Genomic DNA, 17,766 nt, shown 5'->3' on the forward strand with positions numbered 1-17,766 from the left:
GCCCCCGGACCCCCGCGCCTCAAACGCCGGCGAGGCTGGAGTTGCCCGCCGAGGGCGGAGTGCCTCCGTTCGGCGGGGCCGATTTGGCGGAGCGAATCCCGCCAGGCGCTGGAGGGCCGCGCGCAGCCCGGAAGGCCGCCCGCAAGGGGGTACGGGCACCGCACGCCAGCCGGGGACACCGCCGCAAGGCGATACAAGTCCGTGCCCAGCCCGGAACCTCGTCTGCAAGGCGGTACGGGGTCCGCACGCAGCGCGGAATTGTCCCCCGCAGGCGGTACGGGTCCACACCCATCACGGAACCGCCGCCCACAGGGCGGTACGGTCCGCACGCAGCACAGTAAGCCGCCCGCAGGGCGGTACGGGCTCCGCGCGCAGCCCGGAACACCGCCCGCAAGGCGATACAAGGTCCGCACGCAGCACGAAACCGGCGCCCGCAAGGCGACACGGGTCCACACCCATCACGGAACCGCCGCCCGCAAGGCGATACGGTCCGCACGCAGCCGGATCGCCGCCCGCAAGGCGAACAAGGTCCGCTCCCACCCCGGAACGCCGCCCGCAGGGCGGTACAGGGTCCGGGCGAAGCCCGGTTGCGGGAAGGGGCGGGGAGGGGACAAGCCCGCCGCAGGCGCACGCCCCGGCAGCGGAACAGCCCGCCCCCGACGCCACGCCCCCCGCGCAGCGGACGAGCCACGCGGCGGGCACGACCGCCCCGCTACGGCCGCAGCGCCCTCAGCAGCAGGTCCGCCAAGTGGTCCGCGACCTGTTGCTTCGTCAGGGGGCCGTCCGGGCGGTACCAGGTCGACAGGTGGTGGATCGAGCCGAAGTGGTAGTCGACCACCAGGTCCGCCGGGGTGGCCGACGAGAAGACGCCGTCCCGCTGCCCCTCCTCCACCAGCGCGCGGAAGCGCTCGTGGTAGCGGCGGCGTTCCGCGCGTACCTGCTTGTGCTTCTCCGGGCTCAGGTGGTGCATGGAGCGGAAGAAGATGTCCGCGTCGTCGAGGTTCTCGATCGTGGTGACGACGACGTCCGCCGCCGCCCCGCGCAGCCGGGTCTCGACGGGCTCGTCGGCGTCCGCGTATGCGTCGAGGCGCTGCTGCTGGACGCGGAGCACGCGGGCGTAGACCTCCTGGAGGAGGTCCTCCTTCGAACCGAAGTAGTGGTAGAGCGCGCCCTTGGTGACGCCGGCCGCCTCCACGATCTCCTGGACCGATGTGCGGTCGTAGCCGCGTTCCGCGAAGAGGCGGGTGGCGGCGGCCAGCAGCCTCTGCGGGACGGGGGTGCCGTCCCCGTCCGTCGTCCTGGCCATTGCCGCCACCCGCCTTTCTCGCTGTCTTCGGAGTGCTGTCCGTGCCGTGCTCGGCCGGCTGCTACGCGGGGGAACGCAGTTCCCGCCTGAGGATCTTCCCACTTGTCGTCTTGGGGAGCTCCGGCAGGACCTCGACCTCGCGGGGGTACTTGTAGGCGGCCAGCCGCTCGGCGCAGTACGCGGAGATCTCTTCCGGTTCCGCCACCGCCCCGGGCCGCAGGCTGACGAACGCCTTCACGCTCTCGCCCCGGTAGGCGTCGGGGATGCCCACGACGGCCGCCTCGCGGACGGCGGGGTGGGTGTAGAGGACGTCCTCGACCTCGCGCGGCCAGACCTTGAAGCCGGAGGCGTTGATCATGTCCTTCTTGCGGTCGACGACGTAGAGCCAGCCGTCCTCGTCCATGAAGCCGATGTCGCCGGTGCGCAGTTCGCCGTCGGGGAAGGCCTCCGCGGTGGCCTCGGGGAGCCGCCAGTAGCCGGGCACGACCTGCGGGCCGGAGACCGCGATCTCGCCCTGCTCGCCGAAGGGCACGTCCTCGCCCTTGTCGTCGATGATCCGGACGACCGTGTCGGGGCCGGGGAGTCCGACGGAGAGGGTGCCGGAGGCCGGGTCGACGGGGGCCTCCCTCTCCGGGGGTACGGCAGCGCAGGGGGCGGTGCACTCCGTGAGCCCGTAGCCGTTGCGGATGTAGGGGCCGAAGCCGGCTCTGAACTTCTCGACGAGCGCGGGCGGCACGGGCGCCCCGCCGGAGGAGATCACCCGGAAGGACTCGAAGTGCTCCGGCGTGGCCGAGGGGTGGGCGCCGAGGGCCATGAAGGCGGTCGACGGGCCGACGGTGTACGCGGGACGGTGCTCGAGGAACGCGTCGAGGACGACACCGGCCTCGAAGCGGTAGGCGAGTGCCAGGGTGCCCGCGTTGGCGATGCAGGCGGCGAGCTGGCAGACCATGCCGGTGATGTGGAACAGCGGCGCGAGCACGAAGTAGCAGGCGCCTTCGGGCACGGGGTGGCCGGTGCGCTGGCGTTCCGCGTTGTAGGTGATGCCGCCGTGCAGGTTCATGGCGCCCTTGGGGGTGCCGCTGGTGCCGGACGTGTAGCTGATCAGCGCGACGTCGGTGGCCGTGAGTTCACGGCCGGCCGGTGCCGGGAGGCCCTGGCGGGCGACGGCGAGGAGGTCGTCCGCGTCGTCGGCGGGCGCGGTGCGCTCGAAGCCGAGGACCCGTTCGTCGCCCCGCGTCTGAAGGTCCAGCTCGCAGGCGGTGAGGGCCAGCCGGACGGGCGACGCGGCGGCGCAGTCGCGCAGGTGTCCCTCCCAGGCGCGGTCGGAGCAGATCAGCGCGCTCACCTCGGCGTCGGCGAGGACGTGCGCGACCTCGCCCGACTTGTACATCGGGTTGAGGGGGACGACGGTGGCTCCGGCCTTCCACGCGCCGAGCAGGGCGATCACGAAGTGGGGGGTGTTCTGGAGCATGATCGCGACCCGGTCCCCGCGGGAGATCCCGCGGGCGGCGAGGTGCCCGGCGACGGAGTCGGACAGTCCGTCGGTCTCGCGGTAGGTCAGGCGTCCGTCGAAGTAGGCGAGCGCCGTGTGACCGGGGGCCCGGCCGACGGCGGCGCGGAAGGCGTGCAGCACGGTCGCGGGCGGGTCGACCGGCGCCCGCTGGGCGTCGCTGAGCTGGGAGAGCCAGGGCCTGGCGGCGTAGATCGAGCTCATCGGCGGGCCTCCTCCCACTTCTGCTGGAGGTGGCTCATGCCGGCCAGCCAGCGGTCGTTCTGCGTCGCGCGGGCCGCGTAGTATCCGGCGACCTCCGCGTGCGGCAGGACGAGGAAGCGGTCCTCCGCCATGGCCTCGAAGAGGGAGTCGGCGACGTCCTCGGGCTCGATCGCGGTGGGGGTGAGGACGAGTTCGCCGGCGCTGCCGCTGGCGGTCAGCATGTCGGTCCGTACGCCCTGGGGGCAGATCGCGTGGACCTTGATGCCGCGGTGCCGGTAGGTGAGGGAGAGCCACTCGGCGTAGGCAAGGGCGCCGTGCTTGCTGACGCTGTAGGGCGCCGCGCCGATCATGGTGAGGAGTCCGGCGGCGGAGACGGTGGACACGAAGCGTCCGGAGCCGCGCTCGAGCCAGTCCGGGAGCAGGATCCTGCTCGCGCGGACATGGGCCATCACGTTGACGTCCCAGGCCGCTGCCCATACGTCCTCGTCGGCGAAGGCGTCACCGCCGGAGGCGAGCCCGGCGTTGGCGCAGTAGACGTCCACGACGCCGCCGAGGGCGTCACGGGCCTCCTCGACGATCTGTGATGCGTCGCCGGGCACGGCGACGGCGCCGATCTCGTCGGCGACGGTCTTGGCCTTGCCGGGGTCGATGTCGTTGACGACCACCTTGGCGCCTTCCGCGGCGAAGCGGCGGGCGAGTGCGGCTCCGATGCCTCCGCCCGCGCCCGTGACCACAACACCAGCACCTTGCACCGTACTCATCAGCTCCGCCTTTCCGTACCCAGGTCCCGTGGGCGCAGACTAACCAGTCGGTATGTCACTTCGGAAGGGGGGCACAACCACTTGCCGGGGTCGTTCCCCGGGACCGACATGAGCGCTAGCGTGCAGTGGTCATGACACACGGCGATCACGGAGGTAGCTCGATGAGCCTGTCCAGACGGGGTTTGCTGGTCGCGGGCGGCGGCGCGGTGGGTGCACTCGCCGCGGCCCCCACGCCCGCCGCGGCCCAGGGTCGCGGCCGGGTCCACACCGGTTTCGAACGCCTGGCGGCCGACGGGTACGCGGCATTGTCCGGGCAGCGCGTCGGCATGGTCACCAACCCGACGGGCATCGCCCGCGACGTACGCCACATCGTGGACGTGATGCACGCCGACGACCGCGTGGACCTCGTCGCGGTCTTCGGCCCCGAGCACGGCTTCCGCGGCACCGCGCAGGCCGGCGGCTCCGAGGGCCGCTACGACGACCCGGCGACGGGGCTGCCCGTCTACGACACGTACCTCAAGAGCGGACAGCCGCTCGCCGACATCTTCACGGCCTCCGGCGTGGACACCGTCGTCTTCGACATCCAGGACGCGGGCGCCCGCTTCTACACGTACATCTGGACGCTGTTCGACTGCATGCAGGCGGCGGCCCTCGCCGGCAAGCGCTTCGTCGTCCTCGACCGGCCGAACCCGGTCACCGGCAGGGCGGCGCTCGGGCCGGTGCTCGACAAGGCTTTCGCGACGTTCGTGGGCCGGGAACCGATCTCCCAGGCACACGGCATGACCGTCGCCGAACTGGCGCTGCTGTTCAACGGCGAGTTCCTGTCCCGGCCGGTCGAGCTCGACATCGTACGGATGTCGGGGTGGCGGCGGGGGGACTTCTTCGACGACACGGGCCTGCCATGGGTCCCGCCCAGCCCCAACATGCCCACCCCGGAGACAGCGCTGGTCTACTCCGGCACCTGCCTGTTCGAGGGCACGAATCTCTCGGAGGGCCGCGGCACCACCCGTCCCTTCGAGCTGCTGGGCGCTGAGGGCATCGGCCCGGCCTGGGCGGAGGCGGCCAACGGTCTCGGTCTGCCCGGCGTCCGCTTCCGTGAGGCGTACTTCGCGCCCACCTTCTCCAAGTGGCAGGGCAAGACCGTCGGCGGAGTGCAGCTCCACGTCCACGACCGCAAGGCCTTCGACCCGGTCCGCGCGGGGATCGGCCTGCTGGTGACGGCGAAGCGGAGCTGGAGCGGCTTCGCCTGGCGCTCCGACAACTGGATCGACAAGCTGACCGGTTCCACCCGCGTGCGCACCCTGATCGACGCGGGCGCGGACACCGACGAGGTCGTCGGCGCCTGGCAGGACGATCTGGCCGCGTTCAGGGCCGTACGGAAGCGGTACCTGCGCTATTGAGCGACGGTCGCACGGCCGGCACCACCGCGCCCGCGGCGAAGGGGCCGGCGGGGAAGCCGGTGGAGAGTCCGGTGGGGAAATCCCCACCCCGGTAAGGGGACCCGCCCCATCGCCGGGCGGCCGCAGCGCCGCGAGGCTGGGTCCATGGATCATTCACCGCGTCACCCCTTACGGCCCTGGCTGCTGTTCCTGCTGCCGGCCCTGCTGTCGCTCGTCGTGGCAGGGCCGGTGCGCGCGGATCCCCACCACGACTCCCCCGTGCGCGCGCTCGCGCGGGCGGCGGAGCCGCTGCGGGACCTGCGTCCGCTGGAGAAGGCGGTCGGTTCCGCGACGATCGTCGGCGTCGGCGAGGCGACCCACGGCTCCTCCGAGTTCTTCACCACCAAGCACCGGCTGTTCCGGTACCTGGTCGAGCACAAGGGCTTCACCACCTACGCCCTGGAGGCGAACTGGAGCGCCGGGCTCCGGCTCAACGACTATGTCCTGTACGGCAAGGGCGACCCCCGCACGATCATGCGCGAGGAGTTCCAGGAGTCGTATCTGATCTGGCACACCCGCGAGTATCTGGACCTGGTCCGCTGGATGCGGCAGCACAACCTCCGTCACCCGCACCGGCAGGTGCAGTTCATGGGCAACGACCTCGCCTACGCGGGTCCGCGGCTGTTCGACGAGGTGACCGGTTACGTCGCGGAGCACTACCCGTGGCTGCTGCCCGAGTTCCGCCGGCTCTACGCGGCGTCGCGGCCGACGGGCGGCGTCGAGGACACCATCAAGGGCAATCTGCGCCGGCCGCTCCCCGAGCGCCGTGCCATGGCGCAGGACGTACAGCGGGCCCTCGCCCTGCTGGAGCGGCAGCGGCCGGGACCCGACCGGGTCAGGCATGCCTGGATCGTCCAGCACGCCAGGGCGATCGCCCAGACCGGGACCGAGTTCTCCTACGACCTGTTCGACCCCGCTCAGGTGGGGGCAGCGATGCGCTACCGGGACCAGGTCATGGCGGAGAACACGGTCTGGTGGCAGCGGCGGACCGGGCACCGCATGCTGCTCTCCGCCCACAACGGCCATGTCCGCCTCGAGACCAACAGCCCCGAGCGCTATCCGAAGGTCCAGGGCACTTTCCTGCGGGAGATGGTGGGCGACGACTACGTCAGCGTCGGCTTCACCTTCGGCCGCGGCTCGTTCAACGCCCTGGACCTCACCGATCCCGCGGAACCCCTGCGCACCTTCTCCGTGGGCCGGCCGGCGCCGGGCAGCAACGAGCACACGCTGGAGCGGGTGGCGCCCCACGACTACTACCTGGACCTGCGTACCGCTTCCCCAAGCGCCCGTGCGTGGCTGGGAGGCACCCGGCCGTCGAGGGACATCGGCAACGCCTGGCCCGCCGAACCCGAACCGCTGCGGCTGCTCTCCTCGTACGACGTCCTGGTCCATCTGCACCGCGTCAGCGCGGCCGACCGTCTCTGACCTCTCGCGGGGTATGGCCGTTTCTCCTCTTGCGCAGGATGCTGGGCCAGCAGCGGAGCGCAAGGGGAGGGGCGGGCCATGGCGGGCATGAGTGTGCAGCCGTACCGGGAGATCTGCTTCGACGCGGACGGCGACCCGGGCGGCGGTCCGTACGACACGCTCGCCGGGCTGGAGGTCACCGATCTCGTCGTCTTCGCACATGGCTGGAACAACTCCCCCGCTCTGGCCCGCCGGCTGCACTCCGCGTTCTTCGCGCCCTTCCCCAAACTGGCGGGCGGCAGGCCGGGCACGCAGGTCGGGTACGCCGGCGTGCTGTGGCCCTCGATGCGGTTCCCCGACGAGCCGTTCCCAGGCTCGGAACAGGCCGTCGACGCGCCGGCGCGGGGCGCCGGGCTGGACGGGGCGACGCGCGAGCTGCTCACCGGTCTGTTCCCGGGACACACGGCGACCGTCGGGCGGCTGGCATGGCTGCTCGGCGAACAGCCGGACTCCCGGGCGGCCTTCGCCGAATTCGGAATGCTGGCAAGGCAGTTGGCGGCGGTCCCGCCGGGCGGCCTGGAGGCGGGCTTCGCCGAGGACCTGCCGCGCGACGAGCAGGGACCGCCGGCCGTCCTGTACGAGGACCCCCTGACGCTCTGCCGGCGTCTCGCGGCGGCCCTCGGCGTCCACGCACCGGACGGTGCTGCGGGGCCGGCCTGGCGGGGCGCGAAGGAGCTGCTGCGCCAGACGACGTACTACGCGATGAAACGGCGGGCCGGCACCGTCGGCGAGCTGGGTCTCGGTCCGCTGCTGGGACGGCTGTCCCGCTCCGCACCGCAGGTGCGCGTGCATCTCGTCGGCCACGGTCACGGCGCGAGGCTGGTCGCGTTCGCGCTGCGCGGGCTGCCGGAGGGGGCGTGCAACGTGAAGTCGGTGACGCTGCTCCAGGCGGCTTTCTCCCACTACGCGTTCGCCACCGGCCTGCCGCACGCGCCGTCCCGCCGCGGAGTGCTGGGCGGCTTCGAGCAGCTGGTCGACGGGCCGGTGGTGGCGTGCCATTCACGGCACGACACCGCGCTCGGGGTGTTCTACCCACTGGCGTCGAGCCTGGCCGGCGACACGCCGGACGCGGCGGGGGCGGACCCGCGGTGGTGGGCGATGGGACACGACGGAATCCAGGGCGTCGCGAACACGCCCCGGCTGACGCTGGACGAGGCGCTGCGCGGCGGGGTGCCGGCCGCGGGTTGCGTCAGCGTCGACGCCTCCGCCGTGGTGCGCCACGGCCGTCCGCCGACGGGCGCTCACGGTGACATCTGTCATGAGGAACTGGCACGGGTGGTGCTGACGGCTGGACGGATAGGGGGCGCCGTGCCAGGGACGTGATCCGGCCGAACCGGCACGTTTCTCTTTTCGATGGAGCCGAAACGGGCACTCCTACGTCCATTCTTCAACGCCGATGTACCAGCGACGGAGGTGGACTTGCGATGGCCGGTTTCCGGAGTCTCGCGAGACAGGTGCGTGACCCACGGTGTGACCTGGCGCTGCGGCGCTACTCACTGCGCAAATGTTTGGAACGCTTCGCCCCGTACGGACACCGCGCCACATGGGACCACCTGTGCGGCAGGCACCGTATCGACCCGGAGGACAGGGCCCCGGATCCGGCGCGGCTGGTGGCCGCGCTCGAGGAACTCGAAGAGGCGCGGGCCGTCTGGCTCGCCTACGAGGACAACTTCGCGGACCGCCGCAAACGGGAGAAGCACGACGGGCTGCGGCGGCCCGGACACATCGACGACTGGCACCGCAGGACGTGGGGCGGCAACGGTGTGGCCCGTTGCGACACCTGGACGGAGCACCCGTCGGCGCCGTTGGCCGAGGTGCTGCGCCGCCTGATCGGCGCGCTGGAGGCGGAGCCGGGCAGAGCCTGCCCGGTGTGCTCGGACACGCACATCGTGTGGCGGCAGGACCTGGAGCACGAACCGTGGTCCGGTCCGGTCTGCACCGGCTGCGGCATCGTCGTCCCCCAGCCCGTGCTGACGGCGGAAGCCGTCGCCGCGGCGAAGCGGGCGGGCCTGCGCGAGCTCGCGTCCGTCGCCTGAGACGCGGGGGTTCCGGTACGGGGGCCGGAACCCGCCCGGCTCAGGAGTCCGGAGCCGTGGCCCACACCTCCTCGGTCCAGCGCCTGTCGTACGGCAGGGCCAGCAGTCCCGTCCGGAACAGCAGCAGCGGGTCGGCGCCACCGGCGCGCAGCCGCGGGAGCGCGTGCTCGACGAGCCACGCCTGGAGCTCCGCGAGGGGCTCGTCGCGGTAGGGGTGGCTCCACCAGCTGAAGAGGGGCGACGTGAGGTCGCCGATCAGATCGTCGATCCACCGCTCGAGGCAATCGGCCAGATGCCGGTCGGCCGGTCCGCCGAGCGGTTGCCCCGCCCACACGACCAGATACGGCGTCACGGTGGAGCCGGCGGTCACGCACGACTCGAACACATCGTGCACCGGGTACGGCGGTGCGTCGGAGGTGACCGTGTCCGCCCACCACGCCTCGAGGAAAACCCGTACGGCGCAGGCCTGTTCGGCGGGCCAGGCGGACCAGCCGGAGCGGGCGAGGCCGGTCAGCTCGTAGGCGTCGAGACCGGCGAACCGGCCCGTGGCCAGCCGCGCCGCCAGCTGCGGCAGGATCCGGCGCATCACCGCCGGATGGTCGTCGAAGTGGTTCGGCACCTCGTGGGCGAACAGCCGCAGCACGTCGTCGGGCAGTTCCACGTCCGGTGTGCGCAGCAGCGCCGTCTCCTCGGGCAGATGGCACATGCCGCAGCCCGTCTCCACGGGGCTGGTCATGCCGGCGAAGACCGTCCGTATGCGGTCCACCGCCGCGTCGAGTGCCGGTGAGGCCATGTGCGCCACGTCCTGTCGAGTACTCCGGTCGCGGCTCCGCCCGCCGAAGGGCGCGACGCTACCAGGGTGGAAAACCGGTGGGCCACCGGGATTGGGCGGCACGACAGTTGGCGGTGATGCGAACCACCAACGAGGAGCCATGAGATGTCGACGCTGCGCGTCACCGCCGAACTGCTGACCGTTCACGAGCATCCGAACGCCGACGCCCTGGAGGTGGCCCAGGTGGGTCTGTACCGGGCCGTCGTCGCGAAGGGCGTCTACCGCACCGGTGACGCCGCGCTCTACATCCCCGAGCAGGCGGTCCTCCCGGCGGCGCTCATCGACGAACTGGGGCTGACCGGCCGTCTGGCGGGCGGCGAGTCCGACCGGGTCAAGGCGGTGCGGCTGCGGGGGGAGCTCTCGCAGGGGATCGTGTGCCGGCCCCGGGCGCTGGCGGACGTCGATCTGGTGCGGGCGGCCGCGGAGGGAACGGACTTCGCGGAGCTGCTCTCGATCACCAAGTGGGCGCCGCCGGTGCCGTCCAGGATGAGTGGCGAGATCGAGGCGGCGCCCGGCCTGCTGCCCTGGGTGGACATCGAGAATCTCCAGCGTTATCCGGGCATCTTCGAGCCGGGCGAGGCCGTCGTGATCACCGAGAAGCTGCACGGCACCGCTTGCCTGACGACCTGCAGCACGGCGGACGGCGGCCGGGTGCAGGTCTCGTCCAAGGGTTTCGGCGCCAAGGGCCTGGCGCTCAAGGAGGACCCGGCCAACCTGTACTGGCGCGCGGTCCGCGGGCACGGCGTGCCCAAGATCGCGGCACGCCTGGCCGAGAAGCTGGGCGCGAGCCGGGTGGGTGTGTTCGCCGAGGTGTACGGCGCCGGGGTGCAGGACCTCGGCTACGGCAAGAACGCCAGGACGGAGACCGCGCCGGGCTATGCCGTGTTCGACATCTCCGCGGAGATCGACGGCCGGGTCCGCTGGCTGGACGCGGCGGCCGTCCTCGGCGGTGAACTGCCGGTGGTGCCCCGGCTGTTCAAGGGCCCGTTCGACGTGGACACGGTGCTGGAGCTGGCGAACGGCCGTGAGACGGTGTCGGGCCGGCGACTGCACCTGCGGGAGGGCGTCGTCGTGCGGCCCGTGGTGGAGCGGTACAGCCCGGTCACCGGCGGGCGGGCGATCGCGAAGGCGGTCAGCCCGGCGTACCTGACCCGCAAGGGCGGTACGGAGTTCGAGTGACTCCTGCCCGAACGAGCGAGTACGCGCGGGGCGCACGCGGGCCCGGTCCGGGGGACCGGGCCCGTCGCGTTCCGAGTCAGCCCCCTTCGCCCGCGCGGCGCCGCTCCGGCAGCAGCCGTGAACCGGTCAGCTGCTCGCCGAACACGTCGTCCGGGTTGGACAGGACGCAGGTCTCCAGGGAGAGGCAGCCGCAGCCGATGCAGTCGGTCAGATGGTCGCGGAGCCGGCTGAGCTGCTTGATGCGCTCGTCGAGTTCGCCGCGCCAGGCCCGGGAGAGCCGCGCCCAGTCGTCACGGTCGGGCGTCCGCTCCTCGGGCAGCTCGGCGAGGGCGTCCCTGATGGTGGCGAGCGGGATGCCGACGCGCTGGGCGGCGCGCACGAAGGCGACCCGGCGCAGTGCGTCCCTGCCGTAGCGGCGCTGGTTCCCGCTGGTGCGGCGGCTGCTGATGAGGCCCTTGGACTCGTAGAAGTGCAGGGCGGACACGGCGGCTCCGCTGCGCGCCGAGAGCTGGCCGACCGTGAGCTCGTGGATCTTCTCTGGAATCTGTGGCACTCCTCGAAGCCTACTGGTCCGTCGTTGACAGGAGGGCGCCCACCCAACCATGCTGAGCAAGCGCTTAGACATGAGTGTCACAACGGTCGAGAGGCAGGCACCAGGACATGGCAGAGCCGAGGATCTTCACTTCCCCAGAGGAGCTGCGCGCAGGGGTGGGCGAGCAGCTGGGACACAGCGACTGGCTCGAGGTCGACCAGAAGCGGATCGATCTCTTCGCCGACGCCACCGGCGATCACCAGTGGATCCACGTGGACCCCGAGCGCGCCGCGACCGGCCCGTTCGGCACGACGATCGCCCACGGCTATCTGACGCTGTCGCTGCTGCCCGCCCTGGTGCCGCAGGTGCTCCGGGTCGAGGGCATGAAGATGGGCATCAACTACGGCACCAACAAGGTCCGTTTCCCCGCCCCCGTGCCCGTGGGCTCGCGGCTGCGGGCCACCGCGGTGCTGCAGAGCGTCGAGGAGGCGGGCAGCGGGGGCGTGCAGGTGACCGCCCTCGTCACCGTCGAGCGCGAGGGCGGCGACAAGCCGGTGTGCGTGGCGGAGTCGCTGTCGCGCTACTTCTTCTGAGCGCTCACCATGCGCAGGACGAGGTCGGCGTAGAGCGCGCCGACCTCGTCGGGCGTCCGACGCCCCTTGGTGTTGAACCAGCGCGCCACGTCGATGCAGAGCGACAGCACGGCGACGGCCGTCCCGGGCACGTCCGGCACGTCGAACTCGCCGGCCTCCACACCCTCTTCGAGAATGCGGCGCACCACGGCGTCGCTCTGCCTGCGCAGGCCGGTGATCTCGGTGCGGTGGGTCTCGCTGAGCGCTTCGAGTTCGTACTGCACCACTCGGGCGGTGGTGTGCCGGCCGGCGTGCCAGCGGACGAAGGAGCGCACGGCGTCGGCCAGCCGGTCGGTGGGCGTGCCCGCGCCGGCGTAGGCGGCGCCCAGGATCTCGAGGGCCTTGTCGTGCCCGATCCGGCTGATCCGGTGGAGCAGCTCTTCCTTGGTCTTGTAGTGGATGTAGAGCGCTGCCGGGCTCATGCCGGCCCGGCCGGCGATGTCCCGGGTGGTGGTCGCGTGGTAACCGCGCTCGGCGAAGGCCTCCACGGCGGCGATGAGCAGTTTCCTGGCCGCCTCGGGTGTGACCTCGTCCCACGGCTGCTCCTCGCCGGCCGCCCGGTCCGCCGTCTCGTCCGCCGCACTCATCGCTCGTTCGCCCCTTTCGTGGCACAGGACGAACACCATACCCCGACGGTGAGCAAGCGCTTAGAGCCTGAGCACGGCTTCCGGGGCGGATCGTGCTCCGCGAGCGGCTTCCCGGGGGCCGGCCCGTGCCGCCCGGCTCACGATCCGGCCCGTCTCCTGCCGGGCGAACGGCGTCAGAACGCGGAGACCCCGGTCAGCGCACGGCCGATGATCAGCTTCTGGATCTGGCTGGTGCCCTCGTACAGCGTCATCACACGGGCGTCGCGCACCAGCTTGCCGACGGGGTACTCGTCGATGTAGCCGTAGCCGCCGAAGACCTGGAGGGCGTTGTTGGCGCAGCGGACGGCGGCCTCGGAGGCGAACAGCTTGGCCTGGGAGGCGGCGGTGGCGAAGGGCTCCCCCCGGTCGATCAGGTCGGCGACCCGCCACGTCAGCAGGCGGGCGGCGTCCACGTCGACGGCGATGTCGCTGAGCAGCTCCTGCACCAGCTGGTAGTGCGCGATGGGCTTGCCGAACTGCTCGCGCTCCTTGGCGTATCCGACCGCGGCGTCGAGGGCGGCCTGCGCGATGCCGACACAGCCGGCGGCGACCGACATCCGGCCCTTGGCGAGTGCGGACATGGCGATGGAGAATCCCTTGCCCTCGGCGCCGAGCATGGCGGACGCCGGGACCCGGACGTCCTCGAGCACCAGCTCCGCGGTGGCCTGGCCGCGCAGCCCCAGCTTTCCGTGGACGGTGCGGCGGGTCAGCCCGGGGGTGCCGGTGGGGACGAGGAAGGCGGACACGCCCTTGTGGCCGGGCGTGTCGTTGGTCCTGGCGAACAGCAGCACCACGTCCGCCCAGGTGCCGTTGGTGATGAACATCTTGGAGCCGTTGATCACGTAGTCGCCGCCGTCGGCGACGGCCCGGGTGATCAGGTTTCCCGCGTCGGAGCCGGTGCCGGGCTCGGTGAGGCCGAAGCAGCCGAGGGCTTCGCCGGAGGTGAGCCGGGGCAGCCAGTCGCGCTTCTGCTCCTCGGTCCCGTGAGCGGCGACGGTCTTGGCGACCAGGCCGAGGGAGACGGAGACGATGCCGCGCACGGAGGAGTCACCGCGGCCGAGCTCCTCGGTCACCAGGCAGTAGGCGAGGTGGTCGCCGCCGGAGCCGCCGTACTCCTCGTCGATCGTGAGGCCGAGGAAGCCGAGCGCGCCCAGCTTCTTGACGATGCCCCGCTCGACGCTCTCCGCGCGGTCCCACTCCACGACGTGCGGGGTGATCTCACGGTCCACGAAGTCCTTCGCCAGCTGCCGGACGGCCGTCTGCTCCTCGTCGAGCTCCAGGTTCATTGCGGGCACCCCACTTTAACTATCACTGCTAGTTTATTTGTGCAGGGCCTACTATGTGCCGCATGGCCCGCCCGCGCAAGCCCCTCCTCAGCAGAGAACGCATCGTCGAGACGGCGAGCGCGCTCGTGGACGCGGAGGGCCTCGACGCGGTCTCCACCCGCCGGCTCGCCGCGGAGCTCGGCGTCAGCGGCCCCTCCCTCTACAACCACTTCCGCAACAAGGACGAGATCCTCGACGCGGTCGCCGACGCGGTCAGCGCCCGTGTCGACCTGTCGATGTTCGACGAGGACGACGACCGCGACTGGCGCACCGCCCTGCACGACTGGGCCGTCTCCTACCGGGCCGCCCTGAGCGCCCACCCCAACACCGTGCCCGTCCTCGCCCGCGGCCCCGGCCGCCGCCCGGCCGGCCTCAAGGTCGCGGACGCCGTGTTCGGCGCGATGGTCCGCGCAGGCTGGCCACCCGCCCACGCGACCCGCATCGGCGCCCTGATGCGCTACTTCATCACCGGCTCCGCGCTGGGCTCCTTCGCCCGCGGCTTCGTCGACGACGCGACGGCGTACGACCCGGCGGACTACCCGCACCTGGGCCAGGCCCACCTGCTGGCGGACCGGCAGGAGCAGGTGGACCAAGGGGCGTTCGAGACGGGACTCGAGGCCCTGCTCGACGGCCTGGCGCTCCAGTACGAGACCGTCCGCCACGGCGCCACCCTTCGGTCGGCGCCGAAACGTCCCTGACGCATCCTGGGAGGCATGACCTCCTCCCGCTACCTCGCCGCCTTCGCCGCGCTGCTCGCCGACGAGACCCGCGCGTGCTTCGCCCTCGCCCTCCTCGACGGGCGGGCCTGGACGGCCGGGGAGCTCGCCCGGCACGCCCGGGTCGCCCCGTCGACCGCGAGCGAGCACCTCGGCAAGCTCGTCGCGGGCGGGCTGCTCTCGGAGGAACGGCAGGGCAGGCACCGGTACGTCAGGCTCGCCGACGACCGGGTGGCGCACCTCGTCGAGGAACTCGCCGCGCACGCGTCGCCCGGACCTCCTCCGGAGCCGCGGTCCCTGCGCGAGTCGACCGTCGCCGGAGCCCTGGCGCGGGGACGGACCTGCTACGACCATCTGGCAGGACGGCTCGGCATCACGATCACCCGGGCCATGACCGCCCGCGGACTGCTCACCCAGGACACCGGCTTCGCGCTCACGGACCGCGGCGCCCGATGGTTCGGTGACCTGGGGATCGACCTCACGGCCAAGGGCCGCCGCCCGCTCGTACGGGGCTGCCTCGACTGGACGGAGCGCAGGCCGCACCTCGCCGGCGTCGCCGGCGCCCGGCTGTGCGGCCACGCACTGGACGCGGGCTGGTGCGTTCGCATCGGCTCCGACCGGGCCGTGAAGGTGACGGACGACGGCGAGCGGGCGTTGCACACGCTCCTCGGGATCGAGCCGGGGATATTGCGGTGAACCCCGAAAGGTCCAGCCCTTACGGTCGCACCATGACGAACCCCATCCGCCACACGAAGTGGCCCGCCCTGGCCGCCGCCGCCGTCACCGTCGTGCTCTGGGCGTCCGCTTTCGTATCCATCCGCAGCGCGGGTGAGGCCTACTCCCCCGGCGCGCTCGCCCTCGGCCGGCTGCTCGCCGGCTCCCTCGCGCTGGGCTGTGTCCTGCTGATCCGGCGGGAGGGCCTGCCGCCGCGTGCCGCCTGGCCGGGGATCCTCGTCTCCGGTCTGCTGTGGTTCGGCGTCTACATGGTGGTGCTCAACTGGGGCGAGCAGCAGGTCGACGCGGGCACGGCGGCGATGGTGGTGAACATCGGCCCCATCCTCATCGCGCTGCTGGGCGCCCGGCTGCTGGGTGAGGGACTGGGCCCGCGGCTGGTGGCGGGGATGGCCGTGTCGTTCGCGGGCGCCGTGGTCGTGGGCCTGTCGATGTCGGGCGAGGGCGGGGCCTCGACGCTGGGCGTGGTGCTCTGTCTGCTGGCGGCGGTCGGGTACGCGGGTGGCGTGGTGGCGCAGAAGCCTGCGCTGGCGCACGCGAGCGCGCTCCAGGCGACGACGTTCGGCTGTCTGGTGGGCGCGGTGGCGTGCCTGCCGTTCGCCGGGCAGCTGGTGGAGGAGGCGTCCCGGGCGCCGGTGCCGGCCACGCTCAACATGGTCTACCTGGGCATCTTCCCCACGGCGCTGGCGTTCACGACGTGGGCGTACGCACTGGCGCGTACGACCGCCGGCCGGATGGGCGCGACGACGTACGCGGTCCCGGCGCTGGTGGTGCTGATGTCCTGGCTCGCGCTGGACGAGGTGCCGGGATGGCTGACCCTCTGCGGCGGGGCGCTGTGCCTCGCGGGTGTGGCGGTGTCCCGGTCCCGCGGCCGGGCGCCGGCCCCCGAGAGCGAGCTCACGGGCCCCCGCGCCTGAAGCGTTCCGCGACGCCCCGGCCCCGGGCCCGCCGCCTCGTGCGGCGACGGATCCGGGGCCGGTCGGAGCGAGCGGCGGTCAGTCGGAGTGCGCGTCGGCCGGGACGGGAGCCGAGGGCGCCGGGGCGGCCTTCGCCGCCCGGGAGGCAAGGATCTTGATGGAGATCAGCGCGATGACGGCCAGGCCGATGATGTAGCCGGACACCGCCATGGACGTGCCCGTCGCCTCCAGCAGCAGGACCATCATGAACGGCGCCAGGCCGCCGCCGAAGACGGCGGCGATCTGGTAGCCGAGAGAGGCACCGGTGTAGCGCATCTCCGCGGTGAACAGCTCGGCGAAGAGCGCCGCCTGGGGCCCGTACATGATGCTCAGGAAGCAGCTGGTGACGAACGTCCCCACCCCGAGCCAGAGCAGCGACGCGGTGTCGATCAGCAGGAACATCGGCACGGCCCACACCAGCAGGCCGACGGCGCCGGCCGCATAGATCCGCAGCCGTCCGATGCGGTCGGACAGGGCCGCCGCGGCGGGTATCAGCACCAGCTGGGTGAGGCTCACGCCGAGGGACACGGCGAGGACGGCGCTCCGCTTCATGTCGAGCTCGCGGGTCGCGTAGTCCAGGACGCCGGTGATGATGATGTAGAACGTCGCGGTGTTGACGGCGAACGAGCCGCCGGCCAGGAACACGGTCCCGAGGTGGTCGCGCAGGATCGTGCGCAGCGGGGAGCGGGTCTCGCTCTTCTCCTTCTCGGCGAGCGCGCGTTCGGCCGCACGGAACTCGGGCGTCTCCTCGACCTTGGTGTGGATGTACCAGGCGAGACCGAGGACGAGGAAGCCGACGAAGAACGGCACCCGCCAGCCCCAGGCGGCGAACGCGGAGTCGCTCGTGAGGGAGCCCGCGACCAGGAACACGGTGTTGGCGGTGACGACACCGATGGGAACGCCGAGCTGGACGAGGCTGCCGTAGAGGCCGCGCTTGCCCTCGGGGGCGTACTCGGTGGCCATCAGCATCGCGCCGCCCCACTGGGCGCCGACCGCGATGCCCTGGACGATGCGGAGCAGGACGAGGAGTACGGGCGCGGCGATGCCGATCGTCTCGTACGTGGGGAGCAGGCCGATGCCGGCGGTGGCGAGGCCCATCAGCGTGAGCGCGAGGACGAGCATCGGCTTGCGGCCCCGCTTGTCGCCGAGCTGCCCGGCGATGACGCCGCCCACGGGGCGGGCGAGGAAACCGACCGCGAAGGTGGCGAAGGCGGCCAGCACACCGGCGGAGGAGCTGCCGGCGGGGAAGTACAGGTCGCCGAGGACCAGGGCGGCGGCGATGCCGAAGACGAAGTAGTCGTACCACTCGACGGCCGAGGCGAGGGCGGCGGCGGTGGCGACGCGTCGCCGCCGGGGGTCGGAGGGCGTGGAGCCGGGGGTGTCGGTGAGCTGAGCTGCGGTGTCCATGAACGTGCACACTCCGGTGGATGCGGGGACGGAGTCGGAGAAGGGGGGTGGCACTGGGGAGTTCCGGGGACCGTACCGACCGGTGGGTATGGGGTCAACGGGTTGGACG

Annotated in this window: 17 protein-coding genes; 9 read left to right on the forward strand and 8 right to left on the reverse strand. The window is 72.2% G+C overall.

The features are described from left to right. Nucleotides 1-712: 712 nt before the first annotated feature. The 3 genes from ACWGH4_RS14375 to ACWGH4_RS14385 form a co-directional block, all read right to left on the reverse strand. A complete protein-coding gene (locus ACWGH4_RS14375; protein ID WP_441266495.1) occupies nucleotides 713-1,306 on the reverse strand; it encodes a TetR family transcriptional regulator in 594 nt (197 codons plus the stop codon). A gap of 61 nt (nucleotides 1,307-1,367) precedes the next feature. Then, nucleotides 1,368-3,020, reverse strand: coding sequence for an AMP-binding protein (locus tag ACWGH4_RS14380; protein WP_453460024.1), 1,653 nt, complete (start codon nucleotides 3,018-3,020; stop codon nucleotides 1,368-1,370). Next, nucleotides 3,017-3,781: an SDR family NAD(P)-dependent oxidoreductase gene (locus ACWGH4_RS14385; protein WP_441266497.1), complete on the reverse strand. Its 765-nt coding sequence runs from the start codon at nucleotides 3,779-3,781 to the stop codon at nucleotides 3,017-3,019. The genes ACWGH4_RS14380 and ACWGH4_RS14385 overlap by 4 nt, the downstream gene beginning before the upstream one ends. A 161-nt stretch (nucleotides 3,782-3,942) precedes the next feature. Here ACWGH4_RS14385 and ACWGH4_RS14390 point away from each other — a divergent pair, with 161 nt between their 5' ends. The 4 genes from ACWGH4_RS14390 to ACWGH4_RS14405 all read left to right on the forward strand — a co-directional run bounded on the left by ACWGH4_RS14390 (nucleotide 3,943) and on the right by ACWGH4_RS14405 (nucleotide 8,720). After that, nucleotides 3,943-5,181 carry an exo-beta-N-acetylmuramidase NamZ domain-containing protein gene (locus tag ACWGH4_RS14390; RefSeq protein WP_441266498.1) on the forward strand — a complete coding sequence of 413 codons (1,239 nt, stop codon included), beginning with the start codon at nucleotides 3,943-3,945 and terminating at the stop codon, nucleotides 5,179-5,181. A gap of 144 nt (nucleotides 5,182-5,325) precedes the next feature. After that, the gene (locus ACWGH4_RS14395; RefSeq protein ID WP_453460028.1) at nucleotides 5,326-6,645 is read left to right on the forward strand and encodes an erythromycin esterase family protein; all 1,320 of its coding nucleotides are present in this window, start codon (nucleotides 5,326-5,328) and stop codon (nucleotides 6,643-6,645) included. A 78-nt stretch (nucleotides 6,646-6,723) separates the two neighbouring features. Next, a complete protein-coding gene (locus ACWGH4_RS14400; RefSeq protein WP_453460031.1) occupies nucleotides 6,724-8,007 on the forward strand; it encodes a serine-threonine protein kinase in 1,284 nt (427 codons plus the stop codon). A gap of 101 nt (nucleotides 8,008-8,108) precedes the next feature. Further along, nucleotides 8,109-8,720 carry a hypothetical protein gene (locus ACWGH4_RS14405; RefSeq protein ID WP_453460034.1) on the forward strand — a complete coding sequence of 204 codons (612 nt, stop codon included), beginning with the start codon at nucleotides 8,109-8,111 and terminating at the stop codon, nucleotides 8,718-8,720. 40 nt (nucleotides 8,721-8,760) lie between these two features. Here the strand turns inward: ACWGH4_RS14405 and ACWGH4_RS14410 are convergent, their stop codons facing one another. Continuing rightward, on the reverse strand, nucleotides 8,761-9,513 hold the full coding sequence (locus tag ACWGH4_RS14410) for a hypothetical protein (protein WP_453460037.1): 753 nt from the start codon (nucleotides 9,511-9,513) through the stop codon (nucleotides 8,761-8,763). Between the two features lie 144 nt (nucleotides 9,514-9,657). On the opposite strand from ACWGH4_RS14410, the gene ACWGH4_RS14415 reads away from it, so the two are divergent. Beyond that, nucleotides 9,658-10,731, forward strand: coding sequence for an RNA ligase (ATP) (locus ACWGH4_RS14415; protein ID WP_441266503.1), 1,074 nt, complete (start codon nucleotides 9,658-9,660; stop codon nucleotides 10,729-10,731). A gap of 76 nt (nucleotides 10,732-10,807) precedes the next feature. Here the strand turns inward: ACWGH4_RS14415 and soxR are convergent, their stop codons facing one another. Beyond that, nucleotides 10,808-11,284 carry a redox-sensitive transcriptional activator SoxR gene (gene soxR / locus ACWGH4_RS14420; RefSeq protein ID WP_441266504.1) on the reverse strand — a complete coding sequence of 159 codons (477 nt, stop codon included), beginning with the start codon at nucleotides 11,282-11,284 and terminating at the stop codon, nucleotides 10,808-10,810. A 107-nt stretch (nucleotides 11,285-11,391) separates the two neighbouring features. Here soxR and ACWGH4_RS14425 point away from each other — a divergent pair, with 107 nt between their 5' ends. After that, nucleotides 11,392-11,856 (forward strand): MaoC family dehydratase, encoded by a 465-nt coding sequence (locus ACWGH4_RS14425; protein ID WP_453460040.1) that lies wholly within the window; start codon nucleotides 11,392-11,394, stop codon nucleotides 11,854-11,856. On the opposite strand, the gene ACWGH4_RS14430 is transcribed toward ACWGH4_RS14425, so the two are convergent. Together ACWGH4_RS14430 and ACWGH4_RS14435 are read right to left on the reverse strand one after the other, a co-directional pair. Then, nucleotides 11,844-12,482, reverse strand: a complete 639-nt coding sequence (locus ACWGH4_RS14430) for a TetR family transcriptional regulator (RefSeq protein WP_441266506.1) — start codon at nucleotides 12,480-12,482, stop codon at nucleotides 11,844-11,846. The two genes, ACWGH4_RS14425 and ACWGH4_RS14430, sit on opposite strands and share 13 nt — an antisense overlap. 173 nt (nucleotides 12,483-12,655) lie before the next feature. Beyond that, a complete protein-coding gene (locus ACWGH4_RS14435; protein ID WP_453460044.1) occupies nucleotides 12,656-13,807 on the reverse strand; it encodes an acyl-CoA dehydrogenase family protein in 1,152 nt (383 codons plus the stop codon). 62 nt (nucleotides 13,808-13,869) lie between these two features. On the opposite strand from ACWGH4_RS14435, the gene ACWGH4_RS14440 reads away from it, so the two are divergent. From ACWGH4_RS14440 to ACWGH4_RS14450, 3 genes are read left to right on the forward strand one after another with little or no spacing between them, the layout of a single operon-like run. Then, complete coding sequence (locus ACWGH4_RS14440) at nucleotides 13,870-14,544, forward strand: TetR family transcriptional regulator (protein ID WP_441266508.1); 675 nt, start codon at nucleotides 13,870-13,872, stop codon at nucleotides 14,542-14,544. 15 nt (nucleotides 14,545-14,559) lie between these two features. Continuing rightward, nucleotides 14,560-15,258: an ArsR/SmtB family transcription factor gene (locus tag ACWGH4_RS14445; protein WP_453460046.1), complete on the forward strand. Its 699-nt coding sequence runs from the start codon at nucleotides 14,560-14,562 to the stop codon at nucleotides 15,256-15,258. Nucleotides 15,259-15,290: 32 nt separating this feature from the next. Then, nucleotides 15,291-16,211 carry an EamA family transporter gene (locus ACWGH4_RS14450; RefSeq protein WP_441266510.1) on the forward strand — a complete coding sequence of 307 codons (921 nt, stop codon included), beginning with the start codon at nucleotides 15,291-15,293 and terminating at the stop codon, nucleotides 16,209-16,211. A 78-nt stretch (nucleotides 16,212-16,289) separates the two neighbouring features. Here the strand turns inward: ACWGH4_RS14450 and ACWGH4_RS14455 are convergent, their stop codons facing one another. Continuing rightward, complete coding sequence (locus ACWGH4_RS14455; protein WP_453460049.1) at nucleotides 16,290-17,657, reverse strand: MFS transporter; 1,368 nt, start codon at nucleotides 17,655-17,657, stop codon at nucleotides 16,290-16,292. Nucleotides 17,658-17,766 lie beyond the last annotated feature (109 nt).

This window comes from Streptomyces sp. NPDC054847 (assembly GCF_053610925.1).